General features: G+C 56.6%; 17 protein-coding genes. 7 read left to right on the top strand and 10 right to left on the bottom strand.

The annotated features are described in order from the left end of the window. Window positions 1-27: 27 nt before the first annotated feature. Together ahpF and ahpC are read right to left on the bottom strand one after the other, a co-directional pair. A complete protein-coding gene (gene ahpF, locus OJ965_RS08875) occupies window positions 28-1,596 on the bottom strand; it encodes an alkyl hydroperoxide reductase subunit F (protein ID WP_009089198.1) in 1,569 nt (522 codons plus the stop codon). Window positions 1,597-1,667: 71 nt separating this feature from the next. After that, entirely contained in the window at window positions 1,668-2,231 is a 564-nt protein-coding gene (gene ahpC, locus OJ965_RS08870; protein ID WP_010617942.1) for an alkyl hydroperoxide reductase subunit C, read from the bottom strand. A 234-nt stretch (window positions 2,232-2,465) separates the two neighbouring features. On the opposite strand from ahpC, the gene OJ965_RS08865 reads away from it, so the two are divergent. Continuing rightward, on the top strand, window positions 2,466-2,921 hold the full coding sequence (locus tag OJ965_RS08865; protein WP_058956703.1) for a GNAT family N-acetyltransferase: 456 nt from the start codon (window positions 2,466-2,468) through the stop codon (window positions 2,919-2,921). Here the strand turns inward: OJ965_RS08865 and apbC are convergent. Beyond that, entirely contained in the window at window positions 2,918-4,030 is a 1,113-nt protein-coding gene (gene apbC / locus OJ965_RS08860) for an iron-sulfur cluster carrier protein ApbC (protein WP_058956704.1), read from the bottom strand. The genes OJ965_RS08865 and apbC overlap by 4 nt on opposite strands. A 175-nt stretch (window positions 4,031-4,205) precedes the next feature. Between apbC and metG the strand changes: the two genes are divergently transcribed. The 6 genes from metG (at window position 4,206) to sanA (ending at window position 11,354) form a co-directional block, all read left to right on the top strand. Then, window positions 4,206-6,239 (top strand): methionine--tRNA ligase, encoded by a 2,034-nt coding sequence (metG, locus tag OJ965_RS08855; RefSeq protein WP_046102221.1) that lies wholly within the window; start codon window positions 4,206-4,208, stop codon window positions 6,237-6,239. A 206-nt stretch (window positions 6,240-6,445) separates the two neighbouring features. Further along, entirely contained in the window at window positions 6,446-6,838 is a 393-nt protein-coding gene (locus OJ965_RS08850; protein ID WP_058956706.1) for a CidA/LrgA family protein, read from the top strand. Next, window positions 6,831-7,523 carry a CidB/LrgB family autolysis modulator gene (locus OJ965_RS08845; RefSeq protein WP_009089186.1) on the top strand — a complete coding sequence of 231 codons (693 nt, stop codon included), beginning with the start codon at window positions 6,831-6,833 and terminating at the stop codon, window positions 7,521-7,523. Before OJ965_RS08850 ends, OJ965_RS08845 begins: the two co-directional genes overlap by 8 nt. Before the next feature lie 120 nt (window positions 7,524-7,643). After that, a complete protein-coding gene (gene cdd / locus OJ965_RS08840) occupies window positions 7,644-8,534 on the top strand; it encodes a cytidine deaminase (protein WP_009089184.1) in 891 nt (296 codons plus the stop codon). 267 nt (window positions 8,535-8,801) lie between these two features. Further along, window positions 8,802-10,499, top strand: coding sequence for an NAD-dependent malic enzyme (locus OJ965_RS08835; RefSeq protein WP_265138868.1), 1,698 nt, complete (start codon window positions 8,802-8,804; stop codon window positions 10,497-10,499). Between the two features lie 135 nt (window positions 10,500-10,634). Further along, window positions 10,635-11,354 (top strand): outer membrane permeability protein SanA, encoded by a 720-nt coding sequence (gene sanA, locus OJ965_RS08830; RefSeq protein WP_009089181.1) that lies wholly within the window; start codon window positions 10,635-10,637, stop codon window positions 11,352-11,354. A gap of 473 nt (window positions 11,355-11,827) precedes the next feature. Here the strand turns inward: sanA and mglC are convergent, their stop codons facing one another. From mglC to OJ965_RS08795, 7 genes are all read right to left on the bottom strand, one after another. After that, on the bottom strand, window positions 11,828-12,838 hold the full coding sequence (gene mglC / locus OJ965_RS08825; RefSeq protein WP_009089178.1) for a galactose/methyl galactoside ABC transporter permease MglC: 1,011 nt from the start codon (window positions 12,836-12,838) through the stop codon (window positions 11,828-11,830). A gap of 19 nt (window positions 12,839-12,857) precedes the next feature. Next, complete coding sequence (gene mglA, locus OJ965_RS08820) at window positions 12,858-14,378, bottom strand: galactose/methyl galactoside ABC transporter ATP-binding protein MglA (RefSeq protein ID WP_046102225.1); 1,521 nt, start codon at window positions 14,376-14,378, stop codon at window positions 12,858-12,860. A 68-nt stretch (window positions 14,379-14,446) separates the two neighbouring features. Next, the gene (gene mglB, locus OJ965_RS08815; RefSeq protein WP_009089175.1) at window positions 14,447-15,442 is read right to left on the bottom strand and encodes a galactose/glucose ABC transporter substrate-binding protein MglB; all 996 of its coding nucleotides are present in this window, start codon (window positions 15,440-15,442) and stop codon (window positions 14,447-14,449) included. A gap of 307 nt (window positions 15,443-15,749) precedes the next feature. Further along, window positions 15,750-16,790: an HTH-type transcriptional regulator GalS gene (galS, locus tag OJ965_RS08810; RefSeq protein WP_265138863.1), complete on the bottom strand. Its 1,041-nt coding sequence runs from the start codon at window positions 16,788-16,790 to the stop codon at window positions 15,750-15,752. A 147-nt stretch (window positions 16,791-16,937) separates the two neighbouring features. Beyond that, window positions 16,938-18,098, bottom strand: coding sequence for a DUF418 domain-containing protein YeiB (gene yeiB, locus OJ965_RS08805; protein WP_265138861.1), 1,161 nt, complete (start codon window positions 18,096-18,098; stop codon window positions 16,938-16,940). A gap of 50 nt (window positions 18,099-18,148) precedes the next feature. Continuing rightward, window positions 18,149-18,814, bottom strand: a complete 666-nt coding sequence (gene folE, locus OJ965_RS08800) for a GTP cyclohydrolase I FolE (RefSeq protein ID WP_009089168.1) — start codon at window positions 18,812-18,814, stop codon at window positions 18,149-18,151. Between the two features lie 124 nt (window positions 18,815-18,938). Beyond that, window positions 18,939-20,066, bottom strand: a complete 1,128-nt coding sequence (locus tag OJ965_RS08795; RefSeq protein ID WP_265138859.1) for an MFS transporter — start codon at window positions 20,064-20,066, stop codon at window positions 18,939-18,941. Window positions 20,067-20,083: the final 17 nt, after the last annotated feature.

The raw sequence follows: 20,083 nt of genomic DNA, 5'->3' as shown, positions 1-20,083 counted from the left end.
AAGGGCTTATTGCCTGGCTGATGAAACTTACTCAGCCGTTTTGGTACGGATCAGATAGTCAAAGGCACTCAGTGACGCTTTCGCACCTTCGCCGCTGGCAATGATGATCTGCTTGTACGGCACGGTGGTGCAGTCGCCTGCTGCGAAGACGCCTTTCAGGCTGGTTTCGCATTTCGCATCGATGATGATTTCGCCCATTTTGTTGCGCTCAACCGCGCCTTCCAGCCATGGGGTGTTCGGCAACAGACCGATCTGGACAAAGATACCGGAGAGCGGCAGCTCATGGGTGGTCTGCGTCGTACGGTCAATGTAGTGCAGACCGGTCACTTTGCTGCCGTCGCCTTTCACTTCCGTGGTCTGCGCGTTCAGGATCACATCAACGTTCTTCAGGCTGCGCAGTTTATCCTGCAGCACGCGGTCAGCACGCATCTCACCAGCAAACTCCAGCAGGGTCACGTGTTCCACGATACCGGCCAGATCAATTGCCGCTTCCACGCCAGAGTTACCGCCGCCGATGACCGCGGTGCGCTTGCCTTTAAACAGCGGGCCATCACAGTGCGGGCAGTAGGTAACACCTTTGGTGCGATACTCTTCTTCACCCGGCACGCCCATGTTACGCCAGCGTGCGCCGGTCGCCAGGATGATGCTGCGTGATTTCAGTACGGCACCGGAGGCGGTTTCGATGGCGTGCAGTCCGCCCTCTTTCGCCGCCGGGATCAGTTTAATGGCGCTCTGGCTGTCGATGACATCCACATTGTAATCATCAACGTGTGCACGCAGTGAACCTGCCAGTTTTGCACCTTCGGTTTTAGGGACAGAGATATAGTTTTCGATATCGACCGTATCCAGCACCTGCCCGCCGAAACGCTCGCCCATCAGGCCGGTACGGATACCTTTACGCGCGGAGTAGATGGCGGCTGCTGCGCCCGCCGGGCCGCTGCCGATAATCAGAACTTCATACGCGTCACGCTTGTTCAGCTCTTCCGCTGCGCGTTTGTCCGCGTTGGTATCCACTTTGCTGACGATTTCCGCCAGGCTCATGCGACCCTGACCAAACTCTTTACCGTTAAGGTAAACCGCTGGCACGCCCATCACGTTGCGTTCCTGAATCTCATTCTGGAACAGGCCACCGTCGATTGCGGTGTGGCTGATGCGCGGGTTAATCACCGCCATCAGGTTCAGCGCCTGCACCACATCAGGACAGTTGTGGCAGGAGAGTGAATAGTAGGTCTCGAAATGGAGATCGCTGTCCAGCTCAGCAACCTGATCCAGCAGGCTCTGTGCTTCTTTAGACGGATGCCCACCGGTCTGTAACAGTGCCAGCACCAGTGAGGTAAATTCGTGACCCAGAGGTGAACCGGCAAAACGCGGGCCGCTGTTCGAACCTGGGTTAGTGATCAGAAACGAGGGCTTACGCACCTGACGATCGTTCTCTTCGCGGAAGCTGACTTTGTCAGACAAACCGGCGATATCAACCAACAGTTCACGGATCTCGGTTGATTTTGCCCCCTCATCCAGGGTGGCGATCAACTCAACAGGTTTGGTTAATTTCTCAAGGTAAGCCTTGAGCTGCGTTTTCAAATTTGTGTCGAGCATAGTGATATCCTGGTCAAAAAATCGGGTGCCGTGGCACCCGATTGGAGAATGGTCGAAAGGCCGAAGCGGGATTAGATTTTGCCAACCAGGTCCAGAGATGGAGCCAGCGTTGCATCACCTTCTTTCCATTTCGCCGGGCAGACTTCACCTGGGTGAGAAGCAACGTACTGAGCCGCTTTCACTTTGCGCAGCAGGTCAGAGGCGTCACGGCCAATGCCTTCAGCGGTGATTTCGATAGCCTGGATAATACCTTCCGGGTCAACGATGAAAGTACCACGGTCAGCCAGACCTTCTGCTTCACGCATGATTTCGAAGTTGCGGGTCAGCGCGCCAGTCGGGTCGCCGATCATCGCATACTGGATCTTCGCGATGGTGTCAGAAGAACCGTGCCAGGCTTTGTGGGTAAAGTGGGTGTCGGTAGAAACAGAGTAGATATCTACGCCCAGTTTCTGGAACTCTTCGTAGTGATCAGCCACGTCACCCAGCTCGGTCGGGCAGACGAAGGTGAAGTCAGCAGGATAGAAGAAGAACACACTCCATTTACCTTCAACGTCTTTCTCGGTTACGTCGATGAATTCGCCGTTTTTGAATGCTGCGTTTTTGAACGGCTTGATTTTGGTATTGATAATAGACATCTGTGGCCTCCGTTAAAATATGTGATGCAGGTTACATAATTTTCGGGCCAACATCTAATATGCAGACGTTATCAATCTGATTAACGAAAGCTATCAAACGCTGAGAGCCTGATGCTCTCTGGCCCGCCGGGCAGTGTACAGCGATTTTCATGACATTAAACCCGCTTTGTCTTTCCCCCTCTCTTCCCGAATCGCTGCTAGTTTTGTAAGACCGGATAAAAAGGGAGCAGAGCTGTGGAGATACGTCCGTTTACTGAAGCCGATCGTCCTTTCCTGCGCACGCTGTTTCTGGCGGCGCGTCGGCATAACTGGCGCTGGCTGGATGGCAGCGAGTGGCAGCTGGAAGATTTTGATGGGGTGATCCTAGGGGAGACGGTGCTGGTCGCCGAGGCTGAGGGGCAGCGCGTCGGATTTGCCGGACTGCTGGAGAACGACAATTTTCTGCACAGTCTCTATGTCGATCCCGACTGGCAGGGGCGCGGCGTGGGCAGTGCCCTGCTGGAGAACGTCCAGGCGCGCTTCACCTCAACCGGGGCGCTGAAGTGTCTGCAGATGAACAAAGCAGCCCAGGCGTTTTACCTGAAACATGGCTGGAAGATGATTTCGGAAGGTGAAGGGGAGCATGGCGGCTACGTGCTGATGCACTACCCGCTGGCGTCGGCCTATGCCAGCGGGTCGGGTCGGGCTTAGAGTGCGCGGAAGGCGATCTCGCCAGGGATCACCTCACCCTGCCAGTAAAGCTGGGCGGCGACGCGTCCGGCCAGCTGGCGATAGAGCGCCGTAAAATCGCTGTCTGGACGGCGGATCACCGTCGGTTCGCCTTCATCGAGATCTTCGCGCAGGTCGATGTGCAGCGGCAGCTGGGCCAGCAGCTGCGTCTGGTAATCCTCAACCAGTTTCTGCGCTCCGCCGGTGCCGAAAATCGGCTCATGGAAGCCGCACTGACTGCAGATATGCAGGCTCATATTTTCCACCACGCCCAGCACCGGAACATTGACCTTCTCAAACATCACCAGCCCTTTGCGGGCATCAATCAGGGCAATATCCTGCGGCGTGGTGACCACCAGCGCGCCGGTGACCGGCACGTTCTGCGCCAGCGTGAGCTGAATGTCGCCGGTACCCGGAGGCATATCCAGCACCAGATAATCCAGTTCCGGCCACAGCGTCTCGTTCAGCAGCTGCATCAGCGCTTTACTGGCCATCGGGCCGCGCCACACCATCGCGTTATCATCGGTGACCAGATAACCAATTGAGTTCGTTGCCAGCCCGTGCGCCATAATCGGGGCCATATGGGTGCCATCCGGCGAAGTCGGCCGCTGGTCCTGCGTGCCGAGCATGTTCGGCACTGACGGGCCATAGATGTCGGCGTCGAGGATCCCGACGCGCGCGCCTTCGGCGGCCAGCGCCAGCGCCATATTCACGGCAGTGCTCGATTTGCCGACGCCCCCTTTGCCGGAGCTGACCGCGATGATATTTTTCACGCCGTTTACGCCCGGCTGATTTTTCACCCGCTTCAGGGTGGCAATATCATGACTGAGCCGCCAGTCGATCGCACGCGCGCCGGTCTGGCGCAGCAGTTCGGCGCTGACCTGCTCTTTCAGGGCGTCGAACCCGCTGGCCCAGGCAAAAGGCATCATCACTTCAATGTGCAGCGTACCGTCAAGCTGCGCCACATGATGCAGCGCCTTCAGCGCGGTCAGGTTCTGGTGCAGGGTCGGATGCTCAAAGCGTTTCAGTACGCCAGCCACGATGGCGCGCAGCCCTTCTGGCGTATGCGGTTCCCGGGATTGTGCTGTCATCCCTCACTCCTTATTTCTGCTCTGCTTACGCTGTTTTCAGCGAGGTAACCTCAATGATATCAGAAGCACATGGATTCGCGGCGACTGGCGGGATGAATCCCTTGTGTTTACGCAGGAGAAGCCTTCAGTTACCATCTAAGCCCGTTTTTTCAATCAACAGAAAGCTACGCAAACTATGACTCAAGTCGCTAAAAAAATTCTGGTAACGTGCGCCCTGCCCTACGCGAACGGATCAATCCATCTCGGCCACATGCTCGAGCATATCCAGGCAGACATTTGGGTGCGTTATCAGCGAATGCGTGGCAATCAGGTTTACTTCATCTGCGCCGACGATGCGCACGGCACCCCTATCATGCTGAAAGCGCAGCAACTGGGGATTGCACCGGAGCAGATGATTGCAGAAATGAAACAGGAGCATGAAACGGACTTTGCCGGTTTCAATATCAGCTATGACAACTATCACTCAACGCATGGCGACGAAAACCGTGAGCTGGCCGGGCTGATCTACGGTCGCCTGAAAGAGAACGGTTTCATCAAGAACCGCACGATTTCGCAGCTGTATGACCCGGAAAAAGGGATGTTCCTGCCGGATCGCTTTGTGAAAGGCACCTGCCCGAAATGTAAGTCACCTGACCAGTATGGCGACAACTGCGAAGTCTGCAGCGCGACCTACAGCCCGACAGAGCTGATCGATCCGAAATCCGTGGTGTCCGGTGCGACGCCGGTGCTGCGTGATTCCGAACACTTCTTCTTTGATCTGCCCTCCTTCAGCGAGATGCTGCGTGCCTGGACCCGTTCTGGCGCACTGCAGGATCAGGTTGCAAACAAAATGCAGGAGTGGTTTGAGTCGGGCCTGCAGCAGTGGGATATCTCCCGCGACGCGCCTTACTTCGGTTTTGAAATTCCGGGTGCGCCGGGCAAATATTTCTACGTCTGGCTGGATGCGCCTATCGGCTATATGGGCTCGTTCAAAAACCTGTGCGACAAGCGCGGCGACATCGACTTCGACGAGTTCTGGCGTAAAGACTCCACCACCGAGCTGTACCACTTCATCGGTAAAGATATCGTCTATTTCCACAGCCTGTTCTGGCCCGCGATGCTGGAAGGCAGCAACTTCCGCAAGCCAAACAACCTGTTTGTGCACGGCTATGTCACTGTCAACGGTGCAAAAATGTCGAAGTCGCGTGGCACCTTTATTAAGGCCAGCACCTGGCTGCAGCATCTGGATGCCGACAGCCTGCGCTATTACTATGCGGCGAAACTCTCTTCACGCATCGACGATATCGACCTGAACATGGAAGATTTTGTTCAGCGCGTGAACGCCGACATCGTCAACAAAGTGGTTAACCTGGCGTCACGTAACGCGGGCTTTATCACCAAACGCTTTGACGGCAAACTGGCGGCTGAGCTGGCCGATCCGGCCCTTTATCAGACCTTCGTGGATGCCTCAGAAAAGATTGGTGAAGCCTGGGCCAGCCGTGAGTTCAGCCGTGCGATTCGTGAGATCATGGCGCTGGCCGACCTGGCTAACCGCTATGTCGATGAGCAGGCACCGTGGGTAGTGGCGAAGCAGGAGGGCCGCGATGCCGACCTGCAGGCTATCTGCTCAATGGGTATCAACCTGTTCCGCATCCTGATGACCTGGCTGAAGCCGGTGCTGCCTTCCCTGAGCGCACGCGCCGAAGATTTCCTGAAGTGCGAGCTGAGCTGGGATGCTATCGCCCAGCCGCTGCTGGATCACCAGGTCGCGCCGTTTAAAGCGCTCTACAGCCGCATTGAAATGGCGAAGGTTGAGGGACTGATTGCGGCCTCAAAAGAGGATGCTGCTGCCGCAGCCGCACCGGCCGCAAGCGGCCCGCTGGCAGAGTCACCTGTCGGTGAGCCCATCACCATCGACGATTTTGCCAAAGTGGATATGCGCGTGGCGCTGATTGAGCAGGCGGAACTGGTTGAGGGCTCAGACAAGCTGCTGCGTCTGCAACTTGACCTGGGCGGGGAAAAGCGTCAGATCTTCTCCGGCATCCGCGCCGCTTATCCAGATCCGTCAGTGCTGGTCGGTAAAATGACCATCATCGTCGCCAACCTCGCACCACGTAAGATGCGCTTCGGCATCTCTGAAGGCATGGTGCTGTCAGCAGGACCGGGCGGCAAAGATCTCTTCGTGCTCTCCGTGGATAGCGGTGCGGTACCGGGTATGCCGGTTAAGTAACCCTCGGCTGACGGAATCCGTTCCGGACTGAAACCCTTTGCGCCTCTGCAGGTGCGAAGGGTTTTTTTATATCCGCCACGCACGCTCTCTTCCTGCACAGGTGAACGCGGCCTCCTCTCCTGCCGCTTTCCGGCGCATAAATGTGATCGCTAGCACGCTAAGCGGTTAATGCGTATGATGAAGCTCAGTAAAAACAGGAGCCTGCCATGCTCACCGTGCTGTCTGTCTGCGGGCGCTATCTGCGCGCCTTTATCATCATCTATCTCTGCCTGTATGCCGGAATCGGCATCGCCTCGCTGCTGCCCATTACCCTGCCCGGCAGCATTATCGGCATGTTAATTCTGTTTGCCCTGCTCGCGTCGCAAATCCTGCCGGTAACCTGGGTGAAACCGGGCTGTCATCTGCTGATTCGCTATATGGCCCTGCTGTTTGTGCCGATCAGCGTCGGGGTGATGAACTACACCGATGTCCTGACCGCGCAGTTTGGCCCTATCGTGATCTCCTGTGTCGTCAGCACCCTGCTGGTGCTCTCGATTGTCGGCGTGAGCGCCCACAAGCTGCACAGCCGGAAGCCGGCCGGGGAGTCGGGCGATGAGTGAAATCTGGTGGTCACTGCCGCTGACGCTGGCGGCCTTTTTCCTGGCGCGCAAACTGGCAATACGGCTGAAGCTCCCGCTGCTCAATCCGCTGCTGGTCGCGATGGCGATAATTATTCCGATACTGCTGCTGTTGCAGCTGCCCTACTCGCGCTATTTCGCCGGCAGCCAGATTCTCAATCAGCTGCTGCAACCGGCGGTGGTGGCCCTGGCACTGCCGCTCTATGAACAGATCCATCAGATCCGCGCCCGCTGGAAATCCATTATCGGCGTCTGCTTTATCGGCAGTCTGACCGCCATGACCTCGGGCACGGCCATTGCGCTCTGGCTGGGAGCGACGCCCGAAATTGCGGCCACTATCGTGCCGAAATCGGTGACCACACCGATTGCCATGGCCGTCTCCGGTTCATTGCACGGTATTCCGGCCATCAGCGCCATCTGTGTGCTGATCGCCGGGGTGCTGGGTGCGGTCTTCGGTCATATGGTGCTGAACCTGCTCGGTGTGAAGTCTAAAGCCGCACGCGGTCTGGCGATTGGCAATGCGTCACATGCACTCGGCACGGCGCGTGCAGCCGAACTCGATTTTCAGGAGGGTGCCTTCAGCTCGCTGGCCCTGGTGATCTGCGGCATCATCACCTCACTGCTGGCCCCCTTTGTTTTTCCGTTGCTGCTGCACTGGTTTGGCTAAAACTTTGCGAGAGATCTCGCAAAGTTGAAACATGCAACACAGGTTACATTGTCAGAGCGACCTGGATCACATATAAACCGGTGACCGGCACGTCGCCCTGCTGAATTTAATGAGGCTCTCATGCAATCCCGTTTCCTCTCCGCTTTTGAGGCATTGCCATCAACGCTGCAAACGGCGCTGGCTCCCCTGCTGGACGATCCTGACTTTGAGGCGCGACTGAGCGCCAGCCAGGTCGCTGCACTGCAGCAACAGACGCAGATGGACGCCGATACGCTGGCGCTGGCGCTGCTGCCCCTGGCAGCGGCCTGCGCTGTCGCCACCGTCTCCCACTTCAACGTCGGCGCGATTGCCCGTGGCGTCAGCGGTGCCTGGTACTTCGGGGCCAACATGGAGTTTGTCGGCGCCCCTCTGCAGCAGACGGTTCACGCCGAGCAGAGCGCGATTACCCACGCCTGGCTGTGTGGCGAGCCGCAGCTGGAGAGCATCACCGTCAACTATACGCCGTGCGGTCACTGCCGCCAGTTTATGAACGAGCTGAACAGCGGCACCGCTATTCGTATCAGCCTGCCGCAGCGCGCGGTAAGTACACTGGCTGACTATCTGCCGGATGCGTTTGGCCCGCGCGACCTCGACATCAGCACTTTCCTGATGGACCGCGTTGACCACGGCTACGTCGCTGCGGGTGACGAACTGGTGCAGGCTGCCGTTGCCGCCGCCAATGCCAGTCACGCCCCCTACAGCCAGTCGCACGCCGGGGTTGCGCTGCTGACCGTGAGCGGTTCAATTGTCACCGGCCGCTATGCGGAAAACGCCGCGTTTAATCCCAGCTTCCCGCCCCTTCAGGCGGCGCTGGTGCGGCTGAACATGCAGGGCGGCGATGTCCGTCAGATAAAAAGAGCGGTATTAGCGGAAGCAGAAAATGCCACGCTGAGCCAGTTTGCCGCCACGCAAGCCACGCTGCAGACATTTGGCTGCAGTGAGCTGCTGCATGTGACGCTGAACAAAGCATAACCGGCTGTCAGAAAGGCCACAGTTTTGTGAGCTTTTATGAACAAACGCTGTACTTCTGCGGGAAATTTCATAGGATCTGGCGCCAGAATTCACGTCATGACAAATTACTCTGAATAATTCAGGTTGCAGGATGGCAGCACGGTCGTGAATTTCCCGCAGCGGTGACCCTGCCGCTACAGGCCTGCAGTCTGAGCTATAACGGGTAAGTAAACTGGCGCTACCTTTCCGGCGTGACGCCAGACAACACTGCAACCGGAGCATCACCGCATGGAACTCGACTACGAAAGTAAACGCCCGCTTTATATCCCATATGCTGGCCCGATTTTGCTTGAATTTCCCCTGCTGAACAAAGGCAGCGCCTTTACCATCGAAGAACGTAACGAATTTAACCTCAATGGTCTGCTGCCTGAAGCGGTGGAGTCGATTGAAGAGCAGGCAAAGCGCGCCTGGCGTCAGTTCCAGGACTTCAAAAACAATAACGATAAGCACGTCTACCTGCGAAACATCCAGGACACGAACGAAACGCTGTTCTACCGCCTGCTGGATAACCATCTCGAAGAGATGATGCCCATCATCTACACCCCGACCGTCGGCGCAGCCTGCGAACACTTCTCTGAAATCTACCGTCGTGCACGTGGCGTTTTCATCTCCTACCCGAACCGCGATCGCATCGAAGATATGCTGCAGAACGCCACCAAACAGAATGTGAAGGTGATTGTGGTGACCGATGGCGAGCGTATCCTGGGTCTGGGCGACCAGGGCATCGGTGGAATGGGGATTCCGATTGGTAAGCTTTCACTCTATACCGCCTGCGGCGGCATCAGCCCGGCTTACACCCTCCCAGTCGTGCTGGATGTCGGCACCAATAACCAGCAGCTGCTGAACGACCCGCTCTATATGGGCTGGCGTCATCCCCGTATCACCGGCGAAGAGTATGACGCCTTCGTCAATGAGTTCATTCAGGCCGTTAAGCGCCGCTGGCCGAAAGTACTGTTGCAGTTCGAAGATTTCGCCCAGAAGAACGCGATGCCGCTGCTGAACCGCTATCGCGAAGAGGTCTGCTGCTTTAACGATGATATTCAGGGCACAGCTGCCGTCACCGTCGGCACGCTGATCGCCGCCAGCCGCGCAGCCGGCAGCCGTCTGTGCGAGCAGAAAGTGGTCTTCCTGGGAGCCGGTTCCGCGGGTTGTGGTATCGCTGAACAGATCATTGCGCAGATGAAATCTGAAGGTCTGAGCGACGACGAAGCCCGTAGCCGGGTGATGATGGTGGATCGTTTTGGTCTGCTCACTGACAAACTGCCTAACCTGCTCGATTTCCAGAGCAAGCTGGTGCAGAAGAGCGAAAACCTGCAGAACTGGGATGTCGCCAGCGACTCAATCTCGCTGCTGGACGTAGTGCGCAATGCCCAGCCCGATATCCTGATTGGTGTTTCCGGTCAGCCGGGTCTGTTCACCGAAGAGATCATCCGTGAGATGCACAAGCACTGTAAGCGCCCTATCGTGATGCCACTGTCGAACCCGACATCACGCGTGGAAGCGACGCCAGCCGATATCATCGCCTGGACTGACGGTGCAGCACTGGTCGCCACCGGCAGCCCGTTCTCCCCAGTAAGCTGGAACGGTAAAACCTACCCGATCGCGCAGTGCAACAACTCCTACATCTTCCCGGGAATTGGTCTGGGTGTGATTGCCTCAGGCGCCAGCCGCGTCACCGACAGCATGCTGATGACCGCCAGCCGCGCACTGGCTGACTGCTCTCCGCTGGTCAACGAAGGCGAAGGCCCGGTACTGCCCGAGATCAAAGATATTCAGGGCGTGTCGAAGATTATTGCGATGGAAGTGGGCAAAGCCGCTCAGCTGGCGGGCGTTGCCGTGGTGACCTCAGAAGATGTGTTGTCACAGGCTATTGCCAACAACTTCTGGCTGCCGCAGTACCGTCACTATCGCCGTACCTCGATTTAATCTTCAGCCTGCCGGACCTGATAGGGTCCGGCAGTGTTCAAAAAGCACACAGCCAGCCGGCAGTAACTTGCTTCGCTGCGACGCCTCAAGTAGCCTTGTGCCATCTCAACATTCTGACACCGAGTCTCCAGGCGCATGCTGAAACGCGTTTTCATTGGTCTGCTTTTCATCATCTTAGTGATGGTGGCAACTGCGCTCGGCCTCGATCGCTGGATCAGCTGGAAAACGGCGCCTTTCATCTACGAAAATGTCTCTTCTCTGCCGCATCGTCAGGTAGGCGTGGTACTGGGAACGGCAAAATATTACCGCACCGGCGTGATCAATCAGTATTACCTCTATCGGATGCAGGGTGCGCTGAACGCCTACAACAGCGGTAAAGTCAATTATCTGCTGCTGAGCGGGGATAATGCGCTGCAGAGTTATAACGAGCCGATGACAATGCGCCGTGATTTAATCAAAGCGGGCGTCGATCCGGCCGATATCGTGCTCGACTACGCCGGATTCCGCACGCTGGATTCGATCGTACGCACCCGTAAGGTCTTTGATACCAACGACTTCATTATTATCACGCAGCGTTTTCATTGTGAGCGCGCGCTCTTCATCGCCCTGCAGCTGGGCATTCAGGCGCAGTGTTATGCCGTGCCCTCGCCGAAGAACATGCTTAGCGTGCGCTTCCGTGAAGTGGGGGCCCGGCTGGGTGCGCTGGCAGACCTCTTCCTGCTCAAGCGAGAACCCCGTTTCCTTGGCCCGCTGGTGCCCATTCCCGCCGTGCGAACCGTTCCGGATGATGCGCAGAGTTATCCTGCTGTGACGCCGGAACAGCTGCTGGAGCTGGAACAGAAGTTACGGAAATAGCTCAGTTGCCAGCACCGTGTTGCAGTCTGGCATTCATGTTAAAGGCTCAGTGAATTCTGACAGCAACCACTAAGCTCAACGCGCAGGGAACAGGGTCAGAAGAGGAAAGCGTCCCGCGCCATGGACGGCGCGGGCCGAGCGTGTCATGGATGACGGCTTTTGCGTCTTTCCGATCTGACCCTGTTTCCTGCGCAGGCTCCGTCTCAAAGCAATGACCTCAGCCTTTAAGCAGGCCGAGCGTGTCATGGATGACGGCCTTTGCGGCTTTCCGATCTGACCCTGTTTCCTGCGCAGGCTCCGTCTCAAAGCAATAACCTCAGCCTTTAAGCAGGCCGAGCGTGTCACGGACAACAGCTTTTGCGCCTTTCCGATCTGACCCTGTTCCCTTCGCATACTCCGTCTCACATCAACCGCCCAGCGCCATCCTCATAAAAAAAGCGACCCGAAGGTCGCTTTTTCCGCACCAGAGAACGTTACTTCTTACGCGAATACTTCAGTGAATCCAGCGCCACGGCGAAGATGATGATGCCGCCTTTAATAATGTACTGCCAGTAAGGGTTAACGCCGATATAGGTCAGACCGTAGTTGATAACGGTGAAGATCAACACACCGGTTACCACACCCGCCACGCTACCCACACCCCCGGCGAACGAGACGCCGCCGACCACACAGGCTGCAATCGCATCCAGCTCATACATAAAGCCGAGGTTGTTAGTCGCCGAACCGATACGACCCGCTTCCAGCATCCCGCCAAAGGCGTAGAACACACCAGACAGCGCATAAATCAGGATCAGGTTCAGCGGCACGTTCACGCCTGACACTTTCGCCGCTTCCGGGTTACCCCCGATAGCGAAAATGTTTTTGCCGAAACGGGTTTTGTTCCACAGCACCCAGACGAACACAATCGCAATCACCGCGTAGAACGTGATGAACGACAGTTTAAAATCACCAAACCGCAAAAAGCCCTGAGCGAATTTCGAGAAGCCTGCATCAAAACCGGCAATTGGTGACGCACCCACATAGTCGTAATAGAGTGAGTTAATACCGTAAACGATAATCATGGTGCCCAGCGTGGTGATAAAAGGCGTCACCTTCAGATAGGCAATGATCACACCGTTCACCAGACCAATCACTCCCCCGATCACACACACGGTCAGGATAACCAGCGGAATTGGCACCGTATCCAGCGTCGGGAACACTTTGTTCGCGTTGTCCATCGACTGCAGCAGCGTCGCTGCCACAACCGCCGCCAGCCCAACCTGACGTCCGGCTGACAGGTCAGTCCCCTGGGTCACAATCAGGCCCGCCACGCCCAGTGCAATAATAATGCGCACTGAAGACTGGGTCAGGATATTACTCAGGTTCATTAAACTTAAAAATGTCGGGTCCTGGAAAATAATAATAGCCAGCAATACCAGCAGCACGACATAAATGCCGCCCTCTTTTAACCAGGTTAGCGCATTCTTTTTTGTAGTCGCTTTCATGTTAACAGCCCTTGCTTCATTAAAGGTGTAATGACGCTAAACGCAATATTTCGTTCTGCGTGGTCGTTTTGGTATCAACTATGCCTGCTACCAGACCATTACTCATTACCAGAATACGATCGGTAATGCCTAACAGCTCCGGCATTTCGGATGAGATAATAATGATGCCCTTCTCTCTTTTCGCCAGCTCAGCAATCAGCTGGTAAATTTCGAATTTTGCACCAACATCAATACCGCGTGTTGGTTCATCAAGCATCAGGATTTCAGGCTGGGTCAATAACCAGCGGCCAATAATCACCTTTTGCTGATTACCGCCCGAAAGCGAACCAATCTGCGTATGGTGGCCCGGCGTTTTTACGCGCATGGAATCGATCACCCACTGGGTGTCACTTTTCATGCGTTTATTATCCAGCAGCCCCATACTGCTTTTATATTTTTTAATATTCGAGATAAGGGAGTTAAATCCGATATCCAGATAAGCATAAATACCGGTTGAGCGACGCTCTTCAGTCACCAGTGCGAACCCGTGATTAATCGCTTCATTCGCACTGTGGTTATTAATCGGTTTACCATGCAGTTTGATGGTGCCGCCCGATTTTTCGCGAATGCCAAACAGCGTTTCGACGATATCGGTACGTTTGGCGCCCACCAGCCCGGCAATGCCGAGGATCTCCCCTTTACGCAAATCAAATGAGATGTCACGAATCGAAGGCTGACGCAGAGAGGTCAGATTCCGCACCTCAAGAATGGTTTCCCCCGGCACGTTGGTACGGTCAGGAAAACGCTGGTTCAGTGAACGGCCGACCATCATCGCGATGATCTTATCCATATCCAGCCCTTCCAGCGGCTGAGTCGCAATCCACTGTCCGTCACGCAGAATGGTAATCTCATCACACAGCTGGAAAATCTCTTCCATTTTATGTGAGATATAGACGATGCCGCAGCCACGATCTTTCAGCTTGCGAATAATCGTGAACAGGTGATTAACCTCTTTCTCCGTTAACGAGGAGGTCGGCTCATCCATAATCACAATTTTTGCGTCATAAGAGAACGCTTTGGCAATTTCAATCATCTGCATCTGCGACACAGACAAATTCGCCACTTTGTCGCGCGGATCGATATCGATATCCAGCTCGTCAAAAATGGCTTTGGTATCCTGATACATCTTATCCTGATCGACAAAGAAGCCTTTGCGCGGATAACGCCCCAGCCACATGTTGTCCATCACGGTGCGCTGCAGGACCAGGTTTAATTCCTGATGCACCATCGACACGCCATTTTCCAGCGCCTCTTTGGAGCTTTTATAGTCGATCTCTTTACCCTGAAACAGGATACTGCCGGAATCTTTTTTATAAATACCAAACAGGCATTTTAATAACGTGGATTTACCGGCACCGTTCTCGCCCATTAACGCATGAACAGAGTGAGGCCGCACTTTTAAATTCACATTATCTAACGCTTTAACGCCGGGAAATGATTTTGAGACATCCTTCATCTCCAGCAGATATTCTCGCTGCGCGGTCGTATTATCACTGGCCATATTTTACCTGGCTAAAAAACGGTGGTGACATAAAAAAGGCGCGACAGGGGTCGCGCCCGGAATCGAACTTATTTCTGGAACTGAGCCAGATTCTCTTTATCAACCGGAACGTAAGGTACGCGGACGATCTTATCCACCATCTTGAAGTTCGTACCTTCGGTCGCGGCTTTGCCGTTAGCCAGGTTGTTGGCGATATCCAGCGTGGCTTTCGCCTGGTTTTCCGCATCGTTCAGCACGGTACCGGCCAGCGCACCCGATTTCACCAACGCCATCGCTTCCGGCAGGGCATCGACGCCGAAGACCGGGATAGAGGTCATGTTGTGCGCTTTCAGCGCTTCAACGGCACCCATCGCCATCGCATCGTTGTTGGCAATCACGACTTCGATTTTCTTCGCGTTCGGGCCTGACAGCCACGCATCCATCTTATCTTTAGCCTGTGCGGTATCCCACATCGCCGTATCCATCGCTAACTGCTGGGTTTTCAGACCATCTTTGTTCAGCGTATCGATCACATATTTGGTACGGGCTTCCGCATCAGGATGGCCTGGCTCACCTTTCAGCAGCACAAACTGGATGGTGCCATCTTTGTTCAGATCCCAGGCCGGGGTCGCTTTCCAGTGTTTCTCAATCAGCTGACCCTGAATGATGCCGGACTCTTTAGAGTCGGTCCCGACATAGTAGGCTTTGTCATAACCGGCCAGCACTTTCGCGTTAGGCTCTTTGTTGAAGAAGACCACCGGCACGTCATTCGCGCGCGCTTTGTCGACCACCACGGCCGCAGCAGCCGGGTCAACCAGGTTAATGGCCAGCGCTTTCACGCCTTTTGCCATCAGTACGTCAACCTGGTCATTCTGTTTGGACTGGTCGTTCTGCGAGTCATTCATCAGCAGCTGAATGCCGCCAAGGGTTTTCGCTTCTTTCTCAATGTCTTTGCGCACCATTGACATGAAGTTGTCATCATATTTGTAAATGGTCACGCCGATACGGGTGTCAGCTGCGTGAGCGGTTGCACCAAACATCATGCTGGCAACCAGTGCGGTAAGCGTGAAAACCTTCTTATTCATGGTATCTCCGGTTTTATTATGCAGGGTCTTTTTAGCGCTGCCGCGCAACGTGGCGCGAAAGCAATCGGTAAAACAGATCGGCGGGGCAGTCTGCGCAATTTGCCGCTTACCGCTGACGCCGTCTAAAACCTGACTTCCCTGTGCCTGAACACGTCCGTGAAGAGGGGATGAACCCGTTAACCGGCTACTGAGACCACAACTGATGCCGTTACACTGGCGTTACATAATGTTTCAGTCCGGTAAGACGCTGCCATCATAGTGAGAGCAATGTTAATTAACTGTGAATGTAATCACAGATTGAAAGCGGTTACATGGCTGAATCGCCTGAATTAGTGACGGACTCCACATTTTGCCGCTGCGCGACTGAATGACGCCGCACCAGCGTCGGCATAAAGATGTGCGTGGCGGTGTCATCCAGCAGGCCTGCCGCCCCCTGCAGCGCCAGCTCTGTCGCAATTTTTGCCATAGAAACAATAGGATAACGCACAGTAGTAAGCTGGGGGTCGGTGTAACGCGAGATGGGGATGTCATCAAAGCCAATGACAGAAAAATGCTGTGGCACCTGAATGCCGTTGTCTTTCAGCGCCGTGAGCGCGCCCGCTGCCATGCCGTCGTTGTAAGCAAACACCGCGCTGAGATTGAGATTGCGCCCCAGCAGCTCCACCATCGCCGCTTCGCCGCCCTGCATGTCAGGCTCTGCGCTGGCAATCCAGCTCTCATGCGGCCGGATGCCCTGCTCTGCCATCGCCTGCATCCACCCTTCGCGACGCTGGGCGACATCTTCGATAGGATGACTGGAACAGAGATAGCCGATGCGGCTATGCCCCTGTTGTATCAGGGTCCGGGAGGCCATCAGCGCACCGGCGACGTTATCCAGACTGACGCTGCGCTGCTCAAATCCCGGTATGACGCGATTGATGACAACCATGCCCGGCACATGCTGCATAAAGTCTGCCAGCTCCGCGTCTGAAAGCGTTTTCGCGTGCACCACCAGGGCGCTGCAACGCTGGCGGATCAGCACTTCAATGGCATGACGCTCTTTCTCTTCCTGATGCCAGGAGTTGCTGATGAGGACATGCTTATAGACGCGCTGCGCCACGGTATCCACCGCTTTAACTAGTGCGCCAAAAAAGGGATCGGAAACATCCATCACCACCACCCCGATGGTGTCGCTGACCTGAGTCGCCAGTGCCTGCGCGTTGGCGTTAGGACGATACCCCAGCGCCTCAACCGCCTGTAACACAGCGTCGCGGGTATCAGAGGTGACGGCGCTGCTCTGATTGAGGACGCGCGATACGGTCGCCACTGAGACGCCAGCCTGACGGGCAACATCACGAATTGTTATCATGCAGCAGTTCCAGAAAGGAAAAAGAGGGCATCACGCCGGGTTGAACACCGGCGCTATTTTGTCAGGGGCGGGCGATGTGCAGCGTGAATTGCGTCACATCAATGAAAGCGGTTACATACAATTCTGTAACCTTTGTGATGGCGGTCATTATCTGGCGTGGTCGGACAGGCGTGGTTTTCCGGCTGAGAGCTGGGTAAGCCGCCGCCACAGCCACTCCAGCGGGCCCTGTGCGAAGAAATGTAACCAGATGAGTGAAAAGAGGATATTGATAAGCCAGACCGCAGGCACCATCAGCACCAGCTCCAGCCGGGTAAAGTGCATATAGAAGCCAAAGCGGTAGAACAGCGTGGTACAGATCAGCGACTGCATCAGGTAGTTGGTCAGCGCCATGCGCCCGACACACTGAATGGCATAACTGAACCGCCAGCGTGAAATCTGCGGCCACCAGGCCAGACAGAGCGCCGCATAGCCCAGGCTGATCAGCGGGCTGGCAAGGTCGCGCGGGGTCTGCAGATAAAAGCCGCTCCAGCGGAACTCCCAGTGTAACAGCCACTGCGCAGCGACACCGGCCACCGCTATCGAGAATCCTGCCGTCAGCAGCACGACGGCGGCCTGACGGTAGTGCCGCAGGGGAAACTGGCCCGTCAGCCAGCCACAGCGCAGCAGCGCGCCACCGATCATCATCAGGCCTGCCAGCTGCCAGCCATACTGCGCCGCCAGCGCCATCAGCCCCGATGAGAGGTGATCAAGCCGGTTCTGAATCGCTTCCCAGCCGCCGGCCAGTTTCCAGTAGCGCTCATATTGCAGATCGGCCGCGCCGGGCAGCCAGGAGCGGGTCGGCTCAGGATCGGAGATCGAACCGAATACCAGCAGCACACCGCAACCCACCAGGTAAAGCAGAATACCGGTATTCATCAGGCTGCGGGTGGAAGGAACATCGCGCACGACCCGCCACACCACCAGCCCGATGATGCCGTAATCGAGCAGGATGTCTCCCTCCCAGAGAAACACCCCGTGCAGAAAACCGATCAGCACCAGCAGTGACAGCCGGGCAGTCAGCCAGCGACTGCCGCGCGGCAGTTGAATCTGCAGACCGGCACCAAACAGCAGCGCAAACAGCGTAAGGAATTTGAGCTGGGCAAAGGTATCGGAGAGGGCCCAGGTCCAGGCGTCAGCGAGGGTGACACTCCCCTGCCAGGCCGGATTCAGGTAGGCCGCAGAGGGCAGACCAAAGCCGACGATATTGAGCAGCAGAATGCCGAGAATGGCACAGCCTCGAATAAAATCCAGCGCGTGATAGCGTTGCATGCGGCACCCTGCCCCATTGAGGCGGGCAGCATTATGCGCCCGCCGTTAACTCAACTATGACGTACCGCGCGCAAAAATTCCTGGCGGGTATTCTGACTGGACTTGAACAGGCCGCCCAGTGAGGTGGTGGTAGTCGCGCTGGTGGCATCCTTCACGCCGCGCGCTTTCACGCAGTAATGCACCGCATCAATCGAAACGGCCACGTTGTTGGTGCCGAGCAGGGTCTGCAGGGCAACCAGTACCTGCTGTGTCAGACGCTCCTGCACCTGCGGGCGCTGTGCAAAAAACTGCACGATACGGTTGATTTTCGACAGGCCAATCACCTTATCTTTGGGAATATAGGCGACGGTCGCTTTACCATCGATAATCACAAAGTGGTGTTCACACGTGCTGGTCAGGGTGATGTCACGCACGGTCACCATCTCATCCACCTTCATCTTGTTTTCAATGACGGTGATTTTCGGGAAGTTGGCGTAATCGAGACCGGAAAAGACCTCATCCACATACATCTTCGCGATGCGATGCGGGGTTTCCATCAGGCTGTCATCTTCAAGATCCAGATTCAGCAGCTGCATGATTTCGGTCATGTGCCCGGCAATCAGGCTCTTGCGCGTGTTGTCATCAATGTCGCGTGTCGGTGCGCGTAATGGCGTTTCCAGGCCACGCGCCAGCAGCGCTTCATGAACCAGGGCAGCTTCCTGACTTAGGGTGCTCATCGTACTCTTCTCCGGCTGGGTGTTGCGCCCGTCGGCTGTTGCGGCGGGCCCTGTAATCAGGCGCGTATTGTGAAACTTTCTTTGCGGGGAATCCAGCAATCAATCAGATTGGTGAAGAAAGCGTTTATCGGCTCCGCCGCCAGACCAGCAGGCCCGCCCAGATAAGGCTCGCGCCGGCCACCCACAGGGCGGGTTCCAGCCGGTGTAAAAAGGCGGTGGAGAGAAACGAGAGCAGCGGGCCCACCAGTTGTCCCACGGCATAGCCGGTGGTCAGCAGGCCAGCCATATAGCGCAGATGACTGGGGGCCAGCTCACGCGCGCAGAGCAGCGACAGCTGCACCACGCTGAGGAAGCCGCCGCCGACCAGCAATGCGCCCACCAGCAGGCCGCTGAAGCCCGGCAGCAGCGCCGCCGCAAAGACCCCCAGCGCCTGCGCCCAGAGCACCAGCGCCAGACGGACGTGGCTGCGCCCCAGGTGGCGCGTGAGGATGCCCAGCAGGATCCCCACCATCGCTGCGCCACCAAAAATCGGCCAGACAAACTGGGCGAATGCGCCATCCGGAAAACGCACGGCAGCCATCTGCGACAGGAAGGTCGCAGGCAGGATGTAGCCAAAGCCCGCCAGACTGTAGCTCAGCACCAGCCGTTTAAGGTTGCGGTCCAGCACCAGCGGCTCCGGGGCCTGATCGGGGCGATGCAGCTCGCCACGCCGGGGCAGATTACGGGCAATCAGCGCCACCAGCAGCAGCGCCAGTGCGCCATAGGCGGCCCAGGCCAGCCCCGCAGAGACCTGCAGCGTGTGCAGCGCCACCCCCAGCAGGCCGCTGACAAAGATGCCGCAGCCTGGCCCGGCAAACACGGCCGCCGACAGCCCCGCCCGGCCATGGCGATGCAGCTGTTCATTGCTCCAGGCGGCCACCAGCACCATCGCCCAGCCACTGGCCCAGCCGATCAGGAAACGAATGGCCCCGTGCAGCCACGGCCCGCTGGCCCAGGCCGAGAGCAGCGTCAGGATCACCGCGCCCCATATGCCCGCCGTCAGGCGCAGCTCCACCCGCTTGTGCGCCCGCATGGCATCGAACGAGCCACAGAGATAGCCAAGATAGTTGAGTGCGGCCACCAGGCTGGCGCTGGTGAGGGTCAGCTGGTGCGCCTGAATCATCAGTGGCACCTGCGGCGTAAAGGCAAACCGGCCAATACCCATCGCGACAAACAAAGTTAAGAACGCGCTGAGCGCGACGCGTAACGCCATGGCTGAACTCCTGTGGT

Source organism: Pantoea anthophila (genome assembly GCF_026104315.1).
Classification (GTDB): domain Bacteria; phylum Pseudomonadota; class Gammaproteobacteria; order Enterobacterales; family Enterobacteriaceae; genus Pantoea; species Pantoea anthophila.
Note: the sequence above shows the minus strand (reverse complement) of the source record. Positions and strands in the feature narration are given on the sequence as shown.

What these genes read in the sequence shown, in the direction of transcription:
- ahpF (WP_009089198.1), bottom strand. Translation starts at nt 1,596, where the DNA reads ATGCTCGACACAAATTTGAAAACGCAGCTCAAGGCTTACCTTGAGAAA.
- ahpC (WP_010617942.1), bottom strand. Translation starts at nt 2,231, where the DNA reads ATGTCTATTATCAATACCAAAATCAAGCCGTTCAAAAACGCAGCATTC.
- apbC (WP_058956704.1), bottom strand. Translation starts at nt 4,030, where the DNA reads ATGACAGCACAATCCCGGGAACCGCATACGCCAGAAGGGCTGCGCGCC.
- metG (WP_046102221.1), top strand. Translation starts at nt 4,206, where the DNA reads ATGACTCAAGTCGCTAAAAAAATTCTGGTAACGTGCGCCCTGCCCTAC.
- OJ965_RS08850 (WP_058956706.1), top strand. Translation starts at nt 6,446, where the DNA reads ATGCTCACCGTGCTGTCTGTCTGCGGGCGCTATCTGCGCGCCTTTATC.
- OJ965_RS08845 (WP_009089186.1), top strand. Translation starts at nt 6,831, where the DNA reads ATGAGTGAAATCTGGTGGTCACTGCCGCTGACGCTGGCGGCCTTTTTC.
- cdd (WP_009089184.1), top strand. Translation starts at nt 7,644, where the DNA reads ATGCAATCCCGTTTCCTCTCCGCTTTTGAGGCATTGCCATCAACGCTG.
- OJ965_RS08835 (WP_265138868.1), top strand. Translation starts at nt 8,802, where the DNA reads ATGGAACTCGACTACGAAAGTAAACGCCCGCTTTATATCCCATATGCT.
- sanA (WP_009089181.1), top strand. Translation starts at nt 10,635, where the DNA reads ATGCTGAAACGCGTTTTCATTGGTCTGCTTTTCATCATCTTAGTGATG.
- mglC (WP_009089178.1), bottom strand. Translation starts at nt 12,838, where the DNA reads ATGAAAGCGACTACAAAAAAGAATGCGCTAACCTGGTTAAAAGAGGGC.
- mglA (WP_046102225.1), bottom strand. Translation starts at nt 14,378, where the DNA reads ATGGCCAGTGATAATACGACCGCGCAGCGAGAATATCTGCTGGAGATG.
- mglB (WP_009089175.1), bottom strand. Translation starts at nt 15,442, where the DNA reads ATGAATAAGAAGGTTTTCACGCTTACCGCACTGGTTGCCAGCATGATG.
- galS (WP_265138863.1), bottom strand. Translation starts at nt 16,790, where the DNA reads ATGATAACAATTCGTGATGTTGCCCGTCAGGCTGGCGTCTCAGTGGCG.
- yeiB (WP_265138861.1), bottom strand. Translation starts at nt 18,098, where the DNA reads ATGCAACGCTATCACGCGCTGGATTTTATTCGAGGCTGTGCCATTCTC.
- folE (WP_009089168.1), bottom strand. Translation starts at nt 18,814, where the DNA reads ATGAGCACCCTAAGTCAGGAAGCTGCCCTGGTTCATGAAGCGCTGCTG.
- OJ965_RS08795 (WP_265138859.1), bottom strand. Translation starts at nt 20,066, where the DNA reads ATGGCGTTACGCGTCGCGCTCAGCGCGTTCTTAACTTTGTTTGTCGCG.